Source organism: Vibrio sp. FE10 (assembly GCF_030297155.1).
GTDB lineage: Bacteria > Pseudomonadota > Gammaproteobacteria > Enterobacterales > Vibrionaceae > Vibrio > Vibrio apostichopi.
The window spans coordinates 425,364-444,485 of the sequence record NZ_AP028067.1 but is presented as its reverse complement, the minus strand read 5'-3'; the positions used below and the strand labels follow the sequence as shown (position 1 = coordinate 444,485).

The 19,122-nt window shown below is 44.1% G+C and carries 13 protein-coding genes and 1 tRNA gene; 8 read left to right on the top strand and 6 right to left on the bottom strand.

Going from position 1 to position 19,122, the window contains the following annotated elements:
* Positions 1–212: 212 nt before the first annotated feature.
* The 6 genes from rpsU (at position 213) to QUF19_RS02025 (ending at position 6,422) form a co-directional block, all read left to right on the top strand.
* A complete protein-coding gene (gene rpsU / locus QUF19_RS02050; protein WP_004396009.1) occupies positions 213–428 on the top strand; it encodes a 30S ribosomal protein S21 in 216 nt (71 codons plus the stop codon).
* Positions 429–453: 25 nt separating this feature from the next.
* The gene (locus QUF19_RS02045; RefSeq protein ID WP_017106852.1) at positions 454–897 is read left to right on the top strand and encodes a GatB/YqeY domain-containing protein; all 444 of its coding nucleotides are present in this window, start codon (positions 454–456) and stop codon (positions 895–897) included.
* Between the two features lie 119 nt (positions 898–1,016).
* A complete protein-coding gene (gene dnaG / locus QUF19_RS02040) occupies positions 1,017–2,768 on the top strand; it encodes a DNA primase (RefSeq protein ID WP_017102947.1) in 1,752 nt (583 codons plus the stop codon).
* 99 nt (positions 2,769–2,867) lie between these two features.
* Positions 2,868–4,712, top strand: coding sequence for an RNA polymerase sigma factor RpoD (gene rpoD, locus QUF19_RS02035; protein WP_017106853.1), 1,845 nt, complete (start codon positions 2,868–2,870; stop codon positions 4,710–4,712).
* Between the two features lie 163 nt (positions 4,713–4,875).
* Positions 4,876–4,951: transfer RNA gene (locus QUF19_RS02030), tRNA-Ile, on the top strand.
* Between the two features lie 202 nt (positions 4,952–5,153).
* Positions 5,154–6,422: an O-acetylhomoserine aminocarboxypropyltransferase/cysteine synthase family protein gene (locus QUF19_RS02025; RefSeq protein ID WP_286295544.1), complete on the top strand. Its 1,269-nt coding sequence runs from the start codon at positions 5,154–5,156 to the stop codon at positions 6,420–6,422.
* 104 nt (positions 6,423–6,526) lie between these two features.
* On the opposite strand, the gene glmS is transcribed toward QUF19_RS02025, so the two are convergent.
* Both glmS and QUF19_RS02015 read right to left on the bottom strand, forming a co-directional pair.
* Positions 6,527–8,359 (bottom strand): glutamine--fructose-6-phosphate transaminase (isomerizing), encoded by a 1,833-nt coding sequence (gene glmS / locus QUF19_RS02020; RefSeq protein WP_017109314.1) that lies wholly within the window; start codon positions 8,357–8,359, stop codon positions 6,527–6,529.
* A gap of 107 nt (positions 8,360–8,466) precedes the next feature.
* Complete coding sequence (locus QUF19_RS02015) at positions 8,467–9,237, bottom strand: DeoR/GlpR family DNA-binding transcription regulator (protein WP_102434639.1); 771 nt, start codon at positions 9,235–9,237, stop codon at positions 8,467–8,469.
* Positions 9,238–9,666: 429 nt separating this feature from the next.
* Here QUF19_RS02015 and pykF point away from each other — a divergent pair, with 429 nt between their 5' ends.
* A complete protein-coding gene (gene pykF, locus QUF19_RS02010) occupies positions 9,667–11,079 on the top strand; it encodes a pyruvate kinase PykF (protein ID WP_017104457.1) in 1,413 nt (470 codons plus the stop codon).
* 228 nt (positions 11,080–11,307) lie between these two features.
* Positions 11,308–11,931 (top strand): GntR family transcriptional regulator, encoded by a 624-nt coding sequence (locus QUF19_RS02005; RefSeq protein WP_032500127.1) that lies wholly within the window; start codon positions 11,308–11,310, stop codon positions 11,929–11,931.
* 626 nt (positions 11,932–12,557) lie between these two features.
* Here the strand turns inward: QUF19_RS02005 and QUF19_RS02000 are convergent.
* The 4 genes from QUF19_RS02000 to QUF19_RS01985 form a co-directional block, all read right to left on the bottom strand.
* Positions 12,558–14,441, bottom strand: a complete 1,884-nt coding sequence (locus QUF19_RS02000) for a sensor domain-containing diguanylate cyclase (RefSeq protein WP_286295543.1) — start codon at positions 14,439–14,441, stop codon at positions 12,558–12,560.
* A gap of 112 nt (positions 14,442–14,553) precedes the next feature.
* Complete coding sequence (gene ilvN, locus QUF19_RS01995; protein WP_004735875.1) at positions 14,554–15,048, bottom strand: acetolactate synthase small subunit; 495 nt, start codon at positions 15,046–15,048, stop codon at positions 14,554–14,556.
* A 1-nt stretch (position 15,049) separates the two neighbouring features.
* Positions 15,050–16,789, bottom strand: a complete 1,740-nt coding sequence (locus QUF19_RS01990; protein ID WP_102434635.1) for an acetolactate synthase 3 large subunit — start codon at positions 16,787–16,789, stop codon at positions 15,050–15,052.
* A 460-nt stretch (positions 16,790–17,249) separates the two neighbouring features.
* Positions 17,250–19,058 carry an AMP-dependent synthetase/ligase gene (locus QUF19_RS01985; protein WP_286295542.1) on the bottom strand — a complete coding sequence of 603 codons (1,809 nt, stop codon included), beginning with the start codon at positions 19,056–19,058 and terminating at the stop codon, positions 17,250–17,252.
* Between the last annotated feature and the right edge of the window lie 64 nt (positions 19,059–19,122).

Sequence of the window (19,122 nt, the reverse complement as noted above, 5' to 3'; positions counted from 1 at the left end):
TTACCCTGCCTAAGCTCTTCAAACAAATATTGTACAGACTATAATCGACAAAGTGCTTTACAAAGCCACTGTGATCGGATTAAAATTCCGCACCATTTTTGATCAAGCTGGTTAATGGCCAAACGCGAATAGAGAGTTAGCTCGATGGGTAACTTCTCTGATTTGGTACTGAGTGACCAGCGATAATGAATAACCCCTGAGGTGAAAGGCATATGCCAATAGTTAAAGTACGTGAAAACGAACCGTTCGACGTTGCACTACGTCGTTTCAAGCGCTCTTGTGAAAAAGCAGGTATCCTTTCTGAAGTGCGTCGTCGTGAGCATTACGAAAAGCCAACTACAGTTCGCAAACGCGCTAAAGCAGCAGCTCAAAAGCGTCACGCTAAGAAGCTAGCTCGCGAAAACGCACGTCGCGTTCGCCTGTACTAATAACTTAATCCATAAGGACTGAGTTATGGCTCTTATTGAACAACTCAAAGAAGAGCAAAAATTAGCGATGAAAGCCAAGGACAAACCGCGCCTTGGCACTATCCGCTTAGCTCTTTCAGCAATTAAGCAACGTGAAGTTGACGAACGGATCACTCTGAACGACGACGACATAATTGCTATATTAGTTAAAATGGTTAAGCAACGTCGCGATTCTGTTGCTCAATATGAATCAGCAAATCGTCAAGATCTTGCTGACGTGGAAAAAGCAGAAATTACTGTACTTGAAGGCTTTATGCCTCAACCGTTAACTGAAGAAGAAGTTGTTGCACTACTTGATAGCGCAATCGCGGAAGCTCAACCTGCGGGCATGCAAGACATGGGTAAAGTAATGGCTATCTTGAAACCACAAATTCAAGGGCGTGCAGATATGGGAAAAGTTAGTGGTTTAGTTCGTTCTAAACTCGCTTAATCCCAAATCAAATTGCAACAAGCCGTGCAATCCTTCGGAACGCACGGCTTGTTTGTATCTGTAACCTATTCAAACTATTATTATCCACACTCTCAGTTAGTGCATTTTTCTAAGGTTTTATGGCAGGACACATCCCGCGTAGTTTCATCGATGATCTCCTAGCGCGTCTCGACATTGTCGATATTGTGGACGCACGCGTGAAACTTAAGAAAAAAGGCAAAAACTATGGCGCTTGTTGTCCATTTCACAACGAGAAGACCCCTTCTTTTAGCGTAAGCCAAGAAAAACAGTTTTATCACTGCTTTGGTTGTGGCGTGCATGGCAATGCCATCGACTTCATTATGGAGTTCGAACGTCTCGACTTTGTTGAAGCCATTGAAGAACTTGCCTCATTTTTAGGCCTTGATGTTCCTAGAGAACAGCGCAGTGGTGAAATATCCACGGCACCAAGAGCCAACAGCGAACAAAAACGTAACCTCTACGATTTGATGGGCGGCATCAGTAATTTTTACCGTTCTCAACTGAAAATCTCAGCTAACAAGCCTGCGATTGATTACCTAAAGAATCGTGGACTGTCTGGTGAAATCGTACAGAAGTTTGGCATTGGCTACGTCGCTGATGAATGGGACTTGGTTCGTAAGAACTTTGGGCAACAAAAAGAAGCCCAAGACATGCTCGTTACTGGCGGCATGTTGATAGAAAACGATAAAGGTAACCGATACGACCGATTCCGTGGACGTGTCATGTTCCCGATTCGCGATCGTCGTGGTCGAGTGATTGGTTTTGGTGGTCGTGTCTTAGAAGACGGCACACCGAAATACCTGAACTCACCAGAAACGCCTATCTTCCATAAAGGTAAAGAGCTTTACGGCCTTTATGAAGTGCTGCAAGCCTACCGTGAACCGCCGCAAATACTTGTGGTTGAAGGTTACATGGATGTCGTAGCATTAGCGCAATATGGTGTTGATTACTCAGTGGCATCACTGGGCACCTCGACAACCGGTGACCATGTTCAAATGTTGTTCCGCCAAACCAGCACAGTGGTTTGTTGTTACGATGGTGACCGAGCAGGTAAAGAAGCCGCATGGCGCGCACTCGAAAATGCGCTTGAATACCTGAAAACAGGTAACACGCTCAAGTTTCTGTTTTTACCCGATGGCGAAGACCCAGATAGCTATATAAGAGAGAATGGCCAAGAAGCCTTCGAACAACTGGTACAGAATGCGACACCGCTTTCTACTTACTTGTTCGACAATCTTATTGAGATACATAAATTGAATTTGGGAACAACGGAAGGGAAGTCGGCACTGCGAGCACACGCAAGCGCCTTGATTAACAAAATCCCTGACAGTTATTTCCAAGAACTGCTCGAAAAATTATTGGATGAGCGTACTGGATTTGATAACCAACTGAGACGAGCTCGTGTTCATACTAAGAACCCGACACCTCAGCCGCATAAAGAGCTGAAGCGCACTCCAATGCGAGAAGTTATCGCTTTGCTTATCCAAAATCCGAGCTATGCTGATATGGTACCGGATTTATCAAGTGTCAAAGGCTTACAGTTGCCTGGACTAAGTTTATTCGTCGAAGTACTTGATAAATGCCACGCGCATCCCCATATCAACACAGGCCAATTATTAGAGCATTGGCGACACAATAAACATGAGGCTCTTCTGTCTCGTCTCGCGAGCTGGGAAATCCCTCTCGACGAAGACAATCAAGAAGACATATTTTTAGATTCATTGGACAACATACTTGCCCAGTGCGTTGAAAAACAAATTGAAAACCTGCAGGCCAAAGCAAGAAGCGTCGGTTTATCAGCCGAAGAAAAAAGGGAGCTACTAGCTTTAATGCTAGATCTAAAAGCGTAACCCTGTTTGATTAGTCAGCATTTAATAAATTTGTTAACATAATTGGTTTGCATTTGAGAATGCAACGTCCTTCACCAGACCTGAAGTTGGATATCATCTATGGATCAAAATCCGCAGTCACAGCTTAAATTACTTGTTATTAAAGGCAAGGAACAAGGCTATCTGACCTACGCCGAAGTAAACGACCACCTACCTGCAGAAATCGTGGATTCTGAACAGGTAGAAGACATCATTCAAATGATCAACGACATGGGTATCAAGGTAGTAGAAACTGCACCTGACGCTGATGATCTAGCTCTTAATGATGACGATGCCAATATAGATGAAGATGCAGCTGAAGCTGCTGCTGCTGCGCTTTCAAGCGTAGAAAGCGAGATTGGCCGTACTACTGACCCAGTTCGCATGTACATGCGTGAAATGGGTACGGTTGAGCTACTGACTCGTGAAGGCGAGATCGACATTGCGAAGCGCATTGAAGATGGTATCAATACCGTTCAACTATCTGTTGCTGAATACCCAGGTACGATTCCATACATCTTGGAACAGTTTGACCGCGTACTCGCTGAAGAGATTCGTTTAACAGACCTAATCAATGGCTTTGTTGACCCAGACGACGATGGCACAGCTGCGCCAACGGCAACTCACATCGGTTCAGAACTTGCTAAAACTGATCTAGAAGACGAAGACAAAGAAGAAGCAGAAGACGACGAGGAAGAAGAAGAGGAAGATACAGGTATTGATCCTGAGCTTGCTCTTGAGAAGTTCACAGCACTTCGCACTAGCTACCAAAACCGTCAACTAGCAATCAATGAATACGGCCACGAAAGCCCGAAAGCAACACTTGCAACGACAATGATGCAAGACGTATTCAAAGAGTTCCGTCTAACGCCAAAACAGTTTGATTACCTAGTAAACGAACTGCGTACTTCAATGGATCGCGTACGTACTCAAGAACGCCTAATCATGCGTCAAACGGTTGAGTACGGCAAAATGCCGAAGAAATCTTTCATTGCTCTATTTACGGGTAATGAATCTAGCGAAGCATGGTTGGACGAAGTATTAGCTTCAGACAAGCCATACGCAGAAAAGATCAAACGTAACGAGAACGATATCCGTCGCTCAATCCAAAAACTGGATATGATCGAGAAAGAGACGTCTCTTACTGTTCAAAGCATTAAAGATATCAGCCGTCGTATGTCTATCGGTGAAGCGAAAGCTCGTCGTGCGAAGAAAGAGATGGTTGAAGCGAACTTACGTCTAGTAATCTCGATTGCTAAGAAGTACACAAACCGTGGCCTACAATTCTTGGATCTAATTCAAGAAGGTAACATCGGTCTGATGAAAGCTGTAGATAAGTTTGAATACCGTCGTGGTTACAAATTCTCTACTTACGCTACTTGGTGGATCCGTCAAGCAATCACTCGTTCGATTGCCGACCAAGCTCGTACTATCCGTATTCCGGTTCACATGATCGAAACGATCAACAAACTAAACCGTATCTCTCGTCAAATGCTACAAGAGATGGGTCGTGAACCACTTCCGGAAGAACTGGCTGAGCGCATGCAAATGCCTGAAGACAAGATCCGTAAAGTACTGAAAATCGCTAAAGAGCCAATCTCAATGGAGACACCAATCGGTGACGACGAAGATTCGCACCTAGGTGATTTCATCGAGGATACGACTCTAGAACTTCCTTTAGATTCTGCAACGGCAACAAGCCTACGCGGCGCAACTAAAGACGTTCTTGCAGGCCTAACACCTCGTGAAGCGAAAGTACTGCGTATGCGTTTCGGTATCGACATGAACACTGACCACACTCTTGAAGAGGTTGGTAAACAGTTCGACGTTACTCGTGAACGTATCCGTCAGATCGAAGCGAAAGCACTGCGTAAACTTCGTCACCCAAGCCGCTCAGAAACTCTGCGTAGCTTCCTAGACGAGTAATCACACGCTTTAGTGTGGTTAGCTTTTAAGCATAAAATAGAAAAGGTGAGCGTTGGCTCACCTTTTTTGTGCCTGCGTGATTTAAGTGGCTAAGATGTAAGCGGAATTGCCCCTTATAGTGTCTAGACACCACTGAATGGTTCCCCTATAATCTATGCCCTACGGCCCCTTAGCTCAGTGGTTAGAGCGCACGACTCATAATCGTTCGGTCCCCAGTTCAAATCTGGGAGGGGCCACCAAATTAGAAAAGCCAGAACAGTTCACGCTGCTCTGGCTTTTTGCTTTTCTAGATCTGTACAACTCACTGCTATATCTCCTACAAATAATGAATCGTCCCGCACACAATTCCAATTGCCTCTCTGTGACTAAGCTTACTTTTCTTTTATAAAAAAGACGGCAATATGAACGTACATAAATCGTTCAATAGTTCAGGGAAGAAACATGAAAGACGAAACACTCTCGATTCACTTCGGCTACGAAACCGATCCAACAACCAAATCAGTTGCGACTCCTATTTACCAAACCGTTGCTTATGAATTCGATGATGCACAACACGGCGCCGACCTGTTTAACCTTGCGGTGCCAGGCAATATCTACACTCGCATAATGAATCCAACCAACGATGTGTTGGAAAAACGTATGGCGGCCTTAGAAGGCGGGATTGCTGGCTTAGTCGTGAGTGCGGGCAGCGCGGCGATCAACTACGCGATTCAAACGTTGGCACAGATCGGTGACAACATTGTCTCCACGCCCCAGCTTTACGGCGGTACTTACACCCTATTTGCTCACATGCTGCCAAACCAAGGCATAGAGGTTCGCTTTGCCAAAGACGATAAACCTGAAAGCTTGGCTGCACTGATCGATGAAAAAACCAAAGCGGTTTACTGTGAGAGTATTGGCAACCCAGCAGGTAATATCATCGACTTAGAACGTGTCGCAGAACTTGCTCACGCACAGGGTGTACCTGTGATTGTTGATAACACAGTAGCGACTCCAGTGCTATGTAAGCCTATCGATTTTGGTGCCGATATCGTGGTGCACTCGCTAACAAAGTACGTTGGTGGTCACGGAACAACATTGGGTGGCGTGATTGTCGATTCAGGCAAATTCCCATGGGCCGAGCACAAAGATCGTTTCCCCGTATTTAATCAGCCAGAGCCTTCTTACCACGGTGTGGTTTATACCGAAGCTTTTGGCGAAGCTGCGTTTATTGGCCGCGCTCGAACGGTTCCACTACGTAATACCGGCGCAGCACTGTCACCCATGAATGCTTTCATGCTGATGCAAGGATTAGAGACGTTGTCGTTACGTATGGAGCGACACACAGAGAATGCACTGAAAGTAGCGGAGTACCTTCAGCAACATGAGAAAGTAAGTTGGGTGAGCTACGCTGGTTTACCAACGTCTGAGTTCTATCCGCTGGCTGAGAAATACATGCAAGGTAAGCCGTCTGCCATTTTATCTTTTGGCTTGAAAGACGGTTATGAAGCAGGTGTTCGTTTCTATGATGCGCTACAAATCTTCAAGCGCTTGGTGAACATCGGCGATGCCAAGTCTCTCGCGTGTCACCCTGCCTCTACAACACACCGTCAACTAAGCGAAGCAGAACAAAAACAAGCGGGTGTATCACCAGAGATGATTCGCCTCTCAGTAGGTATTGAACACATTGACGATATCTTTGCTGACCTAGAGCAAGCCCTTAATGCTTAATGCCGTTAAAGCTAGATCTAACGCTGATCGTTAACTAACAGGCACAAAAAAGCCCATCACAGGATGGGCTTCTTATTATCTAATTTTCTTAGATAGGCTAACGATTACTCAACCGTTACCGCTTTCGCTAGGTTACGAGGTTGGTCAACATCGGTACCTTTGATTAGCGCTACGTGGTAAGACAACAGCTGCATCGGTACTGTGTAGTAGATAGGTGCTGTTACTTCACTTACGTGAGGCATCTTGATGATCTTCATGTTCTCATCGCTTTCAAAGCCCGCATCTTCATCAGCGAATACGTACAGTAGACCGCCACGAGCACGTACTTCTTCAACGTTTGATTTTAGCTTCTCTAGCAAGTCGTTACTTGGTGCAATAACGACAACTGGCATATCTGCATCGATAAGAGCCAAAGGACCGTGCTTAAGCTCACCAGCCGCGTAGGCTTCTGCGTGAATGTAAGAGATCTCTTTCAACTTAAGAGACGCTTCCATTGCGATTGGGTAGAACTCACCACGACCCAAGAATAGTGTGTGATGCTTATCTGCAAAATCAGGTGCTAGCGCTTCGATCTCTTTATCGAATGCGAGTGCTTTTTCAATATCAGCAGGCAATTGATGCAGTGCTTGAACGATTTCAGCTTCTTTCTCTTCATTGATGCGACCTTGTAGACGACCAATTGAAGTTACCATCATCAGCATAGCCGCTAGCTGTGTTGTGAAGGCTTTAGTTGAAGCAACACCGATTTCAGTTCCTGCGCGAGTCATGAAGGCAAAGTCAGATTCACGAACCAGTGAAGAACCCGCTACGTTACAGATAGTCATTGCTGACATGTAACCCTTCTCTTTTGCAAGACGAAGTGCAGCAAGCGTATCCGCCGTTTCACCAGACTGAGACAGAGTCACCAATAAGCTGTTCGGACGAACAACGAAATCACGGTAACGGAATTCAGAAGCAATCTCTACGTCACAGCTTACGCCTGCTAGAGACTCAAACCAGTAACGAGCTGCCATGCCTGAGTTGTAAGACGTACCACATGCGATGATCTGCACGTGTTCTACTTTGCTTAGGATCTCTTCAGCTTTAACACCGATTGCATTAGTGATTACAGAAGTGTCAGAGATGCGACCTTCCATTGTATTGATCAGCGCTGTTGGCTGCTCAAAGATCTCTTTTTGCATGAAGTGACGGTATTGACCTTTATCACCTGCATCGTGCTCTGCGTTTGATTCAACGATGTCACGCTCAACACGCTCGCCCGCTACATCAAATACCGTAACATCACGACGAGTAACCTCAGCAACATCACCCTCTTCTAGGTACATGAAGCGACGAGTTACGCTTAATAGTGCAAGTTGGTCAGATGCTAAGAAGTTTTCACCAACACCAAAACCGATAACGATCGGGCTACCTGAACGAGCCACAACGATGCGGCTAGGATCTTTACGATCAACCGCCACCGTGCCGTATGCACCGTCTAATTGTTTCGCTGTCTTTTGAAGCGCTTCAACCAATGAATCAGAAGTACGAAGTTCCCATTCAACCAAGTGAGCGATAACTTCAGTATCCGTTTGTGAAGTAAACACGTAACCACGCTCTTGAAGAAGAGCACGCAGTGCTTCATGGTTTTCGATAATACCATTGTGTACAACAGCAATATCACCAGACATGTGTGGGTGTGCATTCGCTTCAGACGGCTCACCGTGTGTTGCCCAACGTGTATGAGCGATACCAGTACCGCCAATTACATGTTGCTGATCGACTGCGTCTGCTAACTCTTGTACTTTGCCAAGGCGGCGTACACGAGTTAGGTTAGATTCAGTATCGACTACAGCGACACCCGCAGAATCGTAGCCTCGGTATTCTAGGCGGCGAAGGCCTTCTACTAAAATTTCGGCTACATCACGTTGTGCTACTGCACCAACAATTCCACACATAGTTTTACTCCATCAATTTCGTTTATTCCTACTGGCAGCAAGCAAAGGCCATATCTTTCATTAAGATCAATTATAGGAAGGTAAATGCATAATAGTTAAAATTAGGTTTAAGCAGGATCAGTTAGGATCACTCGAACGTCATGTGATTCAATACTTGCTTGGAATTCTTTGTCCAAGTCTGTATCAGTAATCAAAATATCGATGTGTTCCCACGCTAATTCCAGATTAGGGATCTTTCGTCCCACTTTTTCAGACTCAACCATCACGATCACTTCTCGTGACACTTCAGCCATAACTTTGCTCAGGCCAATCAATTCATTGAACGTGGTCGTGCCTCTATCAAGGTCGATACCATCAGCTCCAATAAACAATTGGTCAAAATCGTAAGCACGAAGTACTGACTCCGCGACTTTGCCTTGGAAAGAATCCGAATGGGTATCCCAAGTACCACCCGTCATTAATAACGTTGGTTCGCTTTCAAGCTCATTAAGCGCATTAGCAACGTGCAATGAATTGGTCATAACAACCAAACCACGCTTAGTATTAAGCTGCTGAATCAAGGCGCCGGTAGTGCTGCCACTATCGATGACAATGCGATTATGGTCGCGAATCAAATCTGCAGCGGCTTTTGCTAATGAAATCTTTCGAGTCGAAACTTTTTGACCCAGTTCTTCGTTCACAACCTCTTTCGGTAATGAAATCGCACCACCATAACGGCGTAAAAGCTGACCGTTTTTCTCTAAAGACGCCAAGTCCTTTCTAATCGTGACCTCTGAGGTTTCGAACTTAGCGGATAATTCATCAACACTAACCTCCCCCTTTTCATTCACTAGATTAGAAATTGCATGTCTTCTGAGCTGGGTGTTTCGTTTCGACATTTAGAAAAGGCCATTAAGTTTCGATATGAAACATATTATAGTTACAACGAAACTATTTAGTCCATTTATTTTGATCCAAAAAATTAATAAATAGCGATGAAACCTTGTCCTAAGACAATTGTTAAGCAGTGATATTGAACTCATTAGGTGGTAGAATCCGCACCCGAAAAGAAAAAAAATTACAAAACTGACCGTTATTTTTCTGCAACTTTCACCTGATATATTGGTGTAAGTCACAGAAACCCGACGTTGAATCAAAATCTTTTAGTCATAAAATGACTAAAATTGATGAAAGACTTACAACTCTGAAGGACATATTGGAAGTCCCGCGCTTTTACACAACAGGCACAAAATGTTGATGTAGCGGACCAATCTTCAGAACTTAAATAAATTTCAAATTGTAACAATACTTACCGGAGAGTACCTTCCATGAAAAAGACCAAAATCGTATGTACGATTGGCCCTAAAACTGAATCTGTAGAGAAGCTAACTGAACTAGTAGATGCTGGCATGAACGTTATGCGTCTTAACTTCTCTCACGGTGATTTCGCAGAACACGGCACTCGTATCGCGAACTTCCGTAAAGTAATGGAAAACAAAGGTGAGCAACTTGCTATCCTTCTAGATACTAAAGGTCCTGAAATCCGTACTATCAAACTTGAAGATGGTAACGACGTAGATCTAGTAGCTGGTCAAGAGTTCACTTTCACAACTGACGCAACAGTTGTTGGTAACAAAGACGTAGTAGCAGTAACTTACCTAGGTTTCGCTAAAGACCTAACAGCAGGTAACACTATCCTTGTTGATGACGGCCTAATCGAAATGGAAGTTATCGCAACAACAGAAACTGAAGTTAAGTGTAAAGTTCTTAACAACGGTGCTCTAGGCGAAAACAAAGGTGTTAACCTTCCTGGCGTTTCTGTTCAACTTCCAGCTCTTTCTGAGAAAGACAAAGCTGACCTTAAGTTTGGTTGTGAGCAAGGCGTTGATTTCGTAGCTGCTTCTTTCATCCGTAAAGAAGACGATGTTAAAGAAATCCGTGAGCTTCTAAACGCTAACGGTGGCGAAAACATCCACATCATTTCTAAGATTGAAAACCAAGAAGGTGTAGATAACTTCGATTCAATCCTTGAAGCTTCTGACGGCATCATGGTTGCTCGTGGTGACCTAGGTGTTGAAATCCCAGCTGAAGAAGTAATCTTCGCTCAGAAAATGATGATCGAGAAGTGTAACCGTGCACGTAAGATGGTTATCACTGCAACTCAAATGCTTGACTCTATGATCAGCAACCCACGTCCAACTCGCGCAGAAGCGGGTGACGTTGCGAACGCAATCATGGATGGTACTGATGCAGTAATGCTTTCTGGTGAAACTGCTAAAGGTAAGTACCCAGTTGAAGCTGTTACTATCATGGCTCAAATCGCGAACCGTACTGATTCAGCTCTTAAAGCTGAACTAGGTTCTCGTCTAGACAGCCCACGTCTACGCATCACTGAAGCAGTATGTAAAGGCGCGGTAGACACTGCTGAGAAGCTAGCTGCTCCTCTAATCGTTGTTGCAACTGAAGGCGGTAAGTCTGCACGTTCAGTACGTAAGTACTTCCCAACTGCAAACATTCTGGCTCTAACAACTAACGAAAAGACAGCTGCACAGCTAGTTCTTACTAAAGGTGTTAAGCCAGTTCTTGTTGACTCTATCGAGAACACAGACGCTTTCTACATCAACGGTAAAGAAATCGCTCTACAATCTGGCCTAGGTAACAAAGGCGACATCGTAGTTATGGTTTCTGGTGCTCTAGTAGCTTCTGGTACTACAAACACAGCGTCTGTTCACGTTCTATAATCGAGAGCAGCAACGCAATAAAATATAAAAGAGGGCTTCGGCCCTCTTTTTTTATGAAACAATATCTTGCCTAACTTTTCAGTACGCTGTATTATCAATACATAATAGAACTACGTACTGTTAACTTCCAATTGACTCTTTCTAAGAGACGGATTAGCAGACTAGAAATCAAATATATACATGAGGTTTGTAATGTCTAGTCCTACTCTCACTGATAAAGTATCGAAAATGATTCGCCAAGATATCCTGAATGGTGAATTACTCCCTGGCCAAAAACTCGTTGTTGCTGATCTAAAAAGTAGATACAACGTGGGCGCATCGCCAATTCGTGAAGCTTTAGTACAATTGTCTTGGAGCAAGTACGTAAAACTAGAGCCACAAAAAGGCTGCTGGGTATCTCCGGTATCAAAGAAAGAGCTTAACGATTTGTACGAAAGCCTTCGTGTTGTCTCTTCAGTTTTGCTTAAAAAAGCCATTTCATCAGGCGATGAAAGCTGGGAATTAGAAGTACTGACGTCTTACCATAAACTGTCTAAAATCCAATATGTGGCAGAAGAGTTTGACTGCGCTGAGTGGGAAGAACGTCACCAACAGTTCCATGTATCATTGCTTGAAGGCGCGGATTCAGAGAACATGTTTAAATTCTTTGATGACTTGATCAACCAAGTTAAGCGTTATCGTTTCCTAGTCCTGTCGGCTGAAACGGTGACAGACGACCTGTTCAATATCGATGAACACGAAATGATCATGAAGTTAGTACTGGCTAAAAATGTCGATCAAGCGACAGAGCTACTGGATCAACACCTGTTAAGCTCAATGAAACGAATTGAAGAAGTTATCGAAGCGGCATAAAGCCAAGATAGATTCTAACCATATAAAAACGGAGCCCAATGGCTCCGTTTTGCTTTACTGTTACTCAAACTATACAGTCGTTAAACTACCAACCAAAAAACTCTTTGTGATGAGTATTGAGTAACAGCACCATAGGTAAAAAATATAACGCACTCAGTTGAAAACCAAGAATGGCTAATGTGCCTATGGTCAATCTCACTAAAAAATCGACAAACATACCACGCCTCTTTTCACTCGACAGTATGATCCCCAAATGCTTGCTCCAGCTAACCTAATTCGACTACTTCGCTTCAAACTATTGATAAAGCGAGCTAATCCATTGAATTAAGTTAACGGTGTCATCCTTCTACTGCTGGTAAACACTCTATTTATTGCACCGTTTGATACGATGAAATCTGAAGTACAGCCATTTGCTTATTGTTCAGTTTAGCTCAAAATATCGTCAGCATTAGACTTTAGTCTAACTAGCTAATGTTTGTGACACGGATCTTTCCAAAGTGAGATTTGCAGGATTATTCAATGCTAAGAGCAGTTAAATGGCTCATTCAATTGAGATAAGTGAAGAGGGATAAATGGAGAAGAATGAAGGTTTCATAGGTATTCAAAACACGATTGAATACAGAGAATTAAGCGACATCAGCATGGCTTGGACACAAAGACACTGTATTGCGACCTGATGATTTAGATTCGTAAAGCCCAACATCGGCACATTTGTACGAACGAGTACTATTACTGGTTAAATCCGTAAAACCGACGCTGACTGTAATTTTCGTCCCCGCGGCGAGTTCTATCTCTATTCTTAAGCGATCCAAGACGCGTTTTGCTTCAGGCAGAGTGGTGTGTGGCATCAGCAGTGCAAACTCCTCTCCCCCAACACGAGCGACAAAGTCGGTACTACGAAGACTGTCCTGCAAAAGCTTAGCAACACTAGCAATCACACGGTCGCCTTCATCATGCCCAAGCTCGTCATTGATTCGCTTGAAGTTATCAATATCCACTAACGCTAAACATGTCGTCGCTTCGTTAGGGTAACGCTCAACCAAGCGAGAATAGTAAGCGAGCTGCTCTTCGAACTTGCGACGATTCCAGAGGTTACTCAAAGAGTCTCGCTCGCTTAGAACGCGTAGACGGACTTCAAGCTCTTTTCTCACCGAGATGTCGACCAGTGACGTAATGTAGTAACTGATTTTACCCGAGTTGTTTTTGACCGCGTGAACTCGCATGATCGCAGTAAAAGGAATACGAAGTTTGTTCTTACATAACACTTCCCCTTCCCAAACCTCTTCTTGCTCTAGGTGCTGCCAGATTGAATCACTAAAGAGTGTCTGCTCGGTATTTTCCAGCAGCAGTTGTAGGGCATTATGTCCGATGACTTGTTTTTTACTGTAGCCCGTTATGTTTTCAAATTCGTTATTGATCATCATGGCACGATGTTGCTTGTCAGAGATCATCACCGCCGACATGCCATTCAATGCCGCTCGCGCCAACTTACTTTCCAAGCTGCGTCGTCGATAGTGAGTCACAAGATAAGCAAACGGAAAAGCAAAGATCAAAACAGTAAAGAGGACGATGATCTCTTCATGAGCAAGATCGTTGAGATCGCGCTCGGCACGATCAAGAAGCTGATTTTCATTGAGTTGAATCAGAAGGTACATCTTTTGATTATTCGCGAGCCTGACGGTGTTGAACGCGAACAAGTTACCATCTTCAAAAACATAGCCCATTTGTTCACGAGAAATCGCCTCCCACGTCTTAGGGGCAATGTTTTTTAGGTTGAAGCCTTTCCTCTCAGGGACAGAGTCACCGAAAAGCTTACTACTGTTGTTACTCGCGATGTAATAACCCGCTTCATTAACCACTTCGGCTCTAAAGTCGTAATCAGGCGAAAAGTTGAGGCGTGAAGAGAGCCCCCAAACATCAAGGTTGATAACAAGATAGCCGACTCGTTTTTCAGGCGTTTCTACCGGTGTGAAAACGCGTAATACCGGAACATAAGGGTAAGAGAGTTCACCATGTTCGGTCTCAAGTTCGATTCCCCAACCACCGATTTCTTCACTTTCGAGTTCTTGTGCAAACTGATAATAACTAGAATCCGATCGATCTTGTAGTTGTTGCGGTAAAGTCACGCCTCCCGTCATCGACGAGTAATTCACGCGTACTAATTCCTTGCCTGCAATGTCTAGCAAGTGAATTTGGGTGTACCATTTTTGATTAACTAAAACAGATTGCCACACCTCTTCAAGGAGGCCTTTGGTTTGTTCAGACGGGGAAGTTGCAAAGTTGACGAGGCTTTGGCTATGGCTGAGTAGCTCCATCACGGACACTAATTGAGCCTTTAAAAGATTGTAGTCTCGTTCAGCATACACCAATTGATGAAGGGCTTGCTTAGCAGCATCATCAAAGCTCTGTTGTTTCACTTCTTGGTAGCGTTGTAGGTAATAAAGACCTACAGCAGAAGACAGTGCGACAGAGATAATCAGCAATGTAATTATTGATTTTTTATTTCTCATTGCTAACTCAGGTGAATGGAATGCAGCGCGAGATTATAGCACTCTAAATAATGAACAAAATAAAAGCCGCTTAAAAAAGCGGCTTTAAAACTGTTTTTCCAATAACGATCGCTTACGCTTTCAGTGCGCGCTCACCGCGAGCAATGCCAACGACACCACTTCGAGCCACTTCAAGCACTTCCGTTACCTCAGACAATGCCTGAATGAAAGCATCAAGCTTCTCGCTAGTACCGGCCATTTGCACCGTGTATTGCGAAGCCGTTACATCAACAATCTGACCACGGAAAATATCCGCTGTGCGTTTTACTTCAGCACGAGCAAAGCCGCTAGCACGTACTTTTACCATCAGAAGTTCACGCTCGATATGCTCAAGCTCAGACACTTCTTGTACTTTAAGTACGTCGATCAGTTTGTGTAGCTGTTTTTGGATCTGCTCAAGCTGCATTTCGCTTGAGTTAGTAGTGACATTCAGACGAGAAAGCGTTGGATCATCCGTAGGAGATACATTCAAAGACTCGATGTTGTAGCCACGCTGAGAAAACAAGCCAACCACTCGAGAAAGTGCACCTGGTTGGTTTTCCATTAATAGTGAAAGGATGTGTCTCATATTATGTTCTCTCCGTTTTGCTTAGCCACATGTTATCCATACCCTCGCCTTTAATCTGCATTGGGTATACGTGCTCGGTGTCGTCCACACTGATGTCGACAAATACCAGACGGTCTTTCATCGCTAGTGCTTTTTCCAAACCTGATTCCAGTTCATCCGGAGATGAAATACGCATGCCAACGTGGCCATAAGCCTCTGCAATCGCAGCGAAATCAGGAACAGAGTCCATATATGAGTTAGAGTGACGACCTTGATAAACAATGTCTTGCCACTGTTTTACCATTCCTAAGAAACGGTTGTTCAGGTTAATGATCTTAACCGGAATATTGTATTGAAGCGCTGTCGATAGCTCTTGGATATTCATCTGAATACTGCCGTCACCCGTGACAACAACCACTTCTTCATCTGGCTTAGCGAACTTAACACCCATACCCGCAGGTAGACCAAAGCCCATCGTGCCTAAGCCACCAGAGTTAATCCAACGGCGTGGTTTATCAAACGGATAGTACAGCGCAGCAAACATTTGGTGCTGGCCAACATCCGAAGCAACATACGCATCGCCATTGGTTACTTTATGAAGTGTTTCAATAACTTGTTGTGGCTTAATGCGCTCAGAAGATTTGTCATACGCTAAGCAATCACGTTCTTGCCATTGCTTGATTTCGCTCCACCAGCTTTCCATCGCTTGCGCGTCATTGGTTCCGCCTTGCTCAACAAGCAGGTTAACCATGCTCTCTAGTACTTTCTCAGCTGAACCTACAATCGGTAGATCCACTTTTACGTTTTTAGAGATAGAAGATGGGTCGATATCAATGTGCATGATCTTCGCATCAGGGCAGTACTTGTCTAAGTTGTTGGTGGTACGGTCATCGAAACGTACGCCGATACCAAAGATCAAGTCAGCATTGTGCATCGCCATATTGGCTTCATACAAACCATGCATACCCAACATACCCAAAGAGTTTTTATGGGTACCTGGGAAAGCCCCAAGCCCCATCAGGGTGCTTACGACAGGTAAATTCAGTGCTTCTGCCAATTTTAACAATGGCTTATCTGCCTCAGAAATAATCGCACCACCACCGACGTAAAGCACCGGTTTTTTCGCTTCAAGAAGTGCCTTTAATGCCTTCTTGATCTGTCCTTTATGCCCAGTAAGCGTTGGATTATATGAACGCATTTTGATCGTTTCTGGGTATTCATAAGGAAGTTTGATTTGTGGGTTTAGAATATCTTTAGGCAGATCGATAACCACAGGACCTGGACGTCCTGTCGTCGAAATATAGAATGCTTTTTTAACAACGTCTGGGATATCTTCCGCTTTCTTCACTAGGAAGCTGTGTTTAACGATCGGACGGGATACACCCACGATGTCACACTCTTGGAAGGCGTCGTTACCAATCAAGCTATTTGGTACGTTACCAGAAATAACAATCATTGGGATTGAGTCCATGTACGCCGTTGCAATACCCGTTACGGTATTGGTCGCGCCCGGACCAGAACATACAAGTACCACACCCGGTTTACCGGTCGAACGAGTATAGCCATCAGCCATGTGGGTAGCGGCTTGTTCGTGTCGTACTAATACGTGTTTAATTTCAGCAGTTTTTGCATGCAGCGCATCATAGATATCAAGTACAGAACCACCTGGGTAACCAAAGATTTGTTCTACACCCTCTTCAATTAGAGACTGCACCACCATCTCAGCGCCGGATAACATTGCTGTTTCAGGTTTCGTTGTCATATTGCTCTCCTCACCAGTTTCCAATCACATTTGGTGAACATGTTGGGCTGGTTTTACATAGTCTAGGGCTTATTCGTAGCCTAATTCGAAATACTTCCACTTTTTCGGCTATGGCTGTCTGTCGTGATAACAACAAACAGTAATACGAAACAACTTTAACGCTTTATTATCATCTGGTCTAACACCTGTTATCCGACAGTTATGTCAAAAAACCAACTATTAGCGGAAAGCATCAAATAAAACCCAAACCAAACCTGATATTTAGATTTAAAAACCATTTAATACCTAAAAAAAAGAGCTTAATATTCAAATGAATTGCAGATAATCGATTAATTACGCCCTTATTGGTGTGCGTTTTCGCACATTGTGCTGTGTCAGTAGGCATAAAAAATCCCCCTAAAAATGCAATCACATTCGTAGGGGGATTTTTAAACAACTGAAAATTTATCTCAGTAGAAAACTACTTATCTTTCGGCTTTTCAGTGTACATTTCTTCGATTTCGTCTTGATACTTATCGTTGATAACCTTACGACGCAATTTCTGAGTTGGTGTCAGCTCGCCATCATCCATAGAGAACGCTTTTGGTAACAGCTTGAATTTCTTCACTTGCTCAAACTTCGCTAGCTCTTGTTGTAGGTCATTCACGCGCTTCTCTAGCATCTCAACAATTTGGTGGTGCTTAATAAGCTCAACACGGTCGTGATACTTGATGTTAAGTTCTTTGGCGTACTCTTCTAGCGAGTCATAACAAGGAACAATCAGTGCAGAAACGAATTTGCGCGTATCAGCGATAACAGCAATCTGTTCGATAAAGTGATCTTTACCAATCGCGCCTTCCACCACTTGCGGTGCAATGTACTTGCCGCCAGAGGTTTTCATCAGCTCTTTGATACGGTCTGTAATGAACAGGTTTCCATTTTCATCAAAATGACCTGCATCACCCGTTTTCAGGAAGCCGTGCTCATCAAAAGTCTTAGCAGTCTCTTCTGGCATCTTGTAGTAGCCGCGCATTACCATTGGGCCACGAACAAGGATCTCGTTCTTCGCACCAATTTTCACTTCTGCGCCTGGCATCGACATACCAATCGAATCAGGGTTAAAACAACGATCATCCCAGCATGATACTGTCGCCGTTGTTTCCGTCATGCCGTAACCAAGTTTTACGTTGATACCGATAGCATGAAAGAAGCGACCAATGGTTTCATCTAGCTTCGCGCCACCACACGGCATGAAGTTAATGTTACCGCCTAGCAATGCTCGTAGTTTAGAGAGCACAAGCTTATCGGCTAGTGCATGGCTCTTCTTCAGCATTAACGATGGTGTACGACCTTCTTGGTGACAAACAGAGAGCTTAGCTCCCATATTCACAGCCCAAGTAAAGAGCACTTTACGAATAAACGGTGCTTTAGATACCTTCTCGTGAATCGCTGAGAAGATCTTCTCGTAGAAGCGAGGAACCGCAGACATAACCGTAGGCTTAACATCGCTCAACGCGTCACGAACTTGCATGGTGTCTTGCAGATAGCAGTTGGTTGCGCCTTTATAAAGGACATAGAAAGTCCAAGCGCGCTCAAATACATGTGATAGCGGTAAGAAACACAGTGAGACATCGTCTTTAGTCAGGCTAAGACGCTCATCGTGGCCTTCTAGTTGATAGCCAATATTGGTGTAATCAAGCATTACGCCTTTAGGCTGGCCTGTAGTACCAGAGGTATAGATGAGGGTGAGTAGATCATCCATGCTTGCAGCTGCAAGACGAGCGTCAAGTTCCACTTGTTGAGCTTCAACACCACGCGCCATAAAATCTTGCCAAGACACAGCAAAACTGTGTTCTTGAGTATCGATGTCAGCAGACATAGCAACGATGATTTCAAGCTGTTCACACTCTTCAAAGATGTTAACAGCAGCATCAAATTGAGCTTGCTCACCAACAAATAAGATCTTCACATCCGCATTCTGGATAATGTAAGAAGACTGTGCAGCGGTGTTCGTTGGGTAAATCGGTACTGTCACAAGACGAGCTTGTAGGGATGCAAAATCTGCCACAGTCCACTGAGGCATATTATTGGAATAGATACCGATCTTATCTTGAACTCTCAATCCTTGAGCCAACAATGCTAATGAAAGCGTATCGATTTGCTGTCCAAATTTTTCCCAGCTAATACCTTGCCATACATTGTCTACTTTGTGCTTCAAAGCTGTACGGTTGCCACCTTGGGCAATCTGGTCACGAAGTCTTTTTACGATATGAAAATCTAAATTGGCCATCTCTTTACCTTTGGCTTACACCTGTAAGCTTTTTTGAGCGCACAAGTGTACCTCTGATCATGGA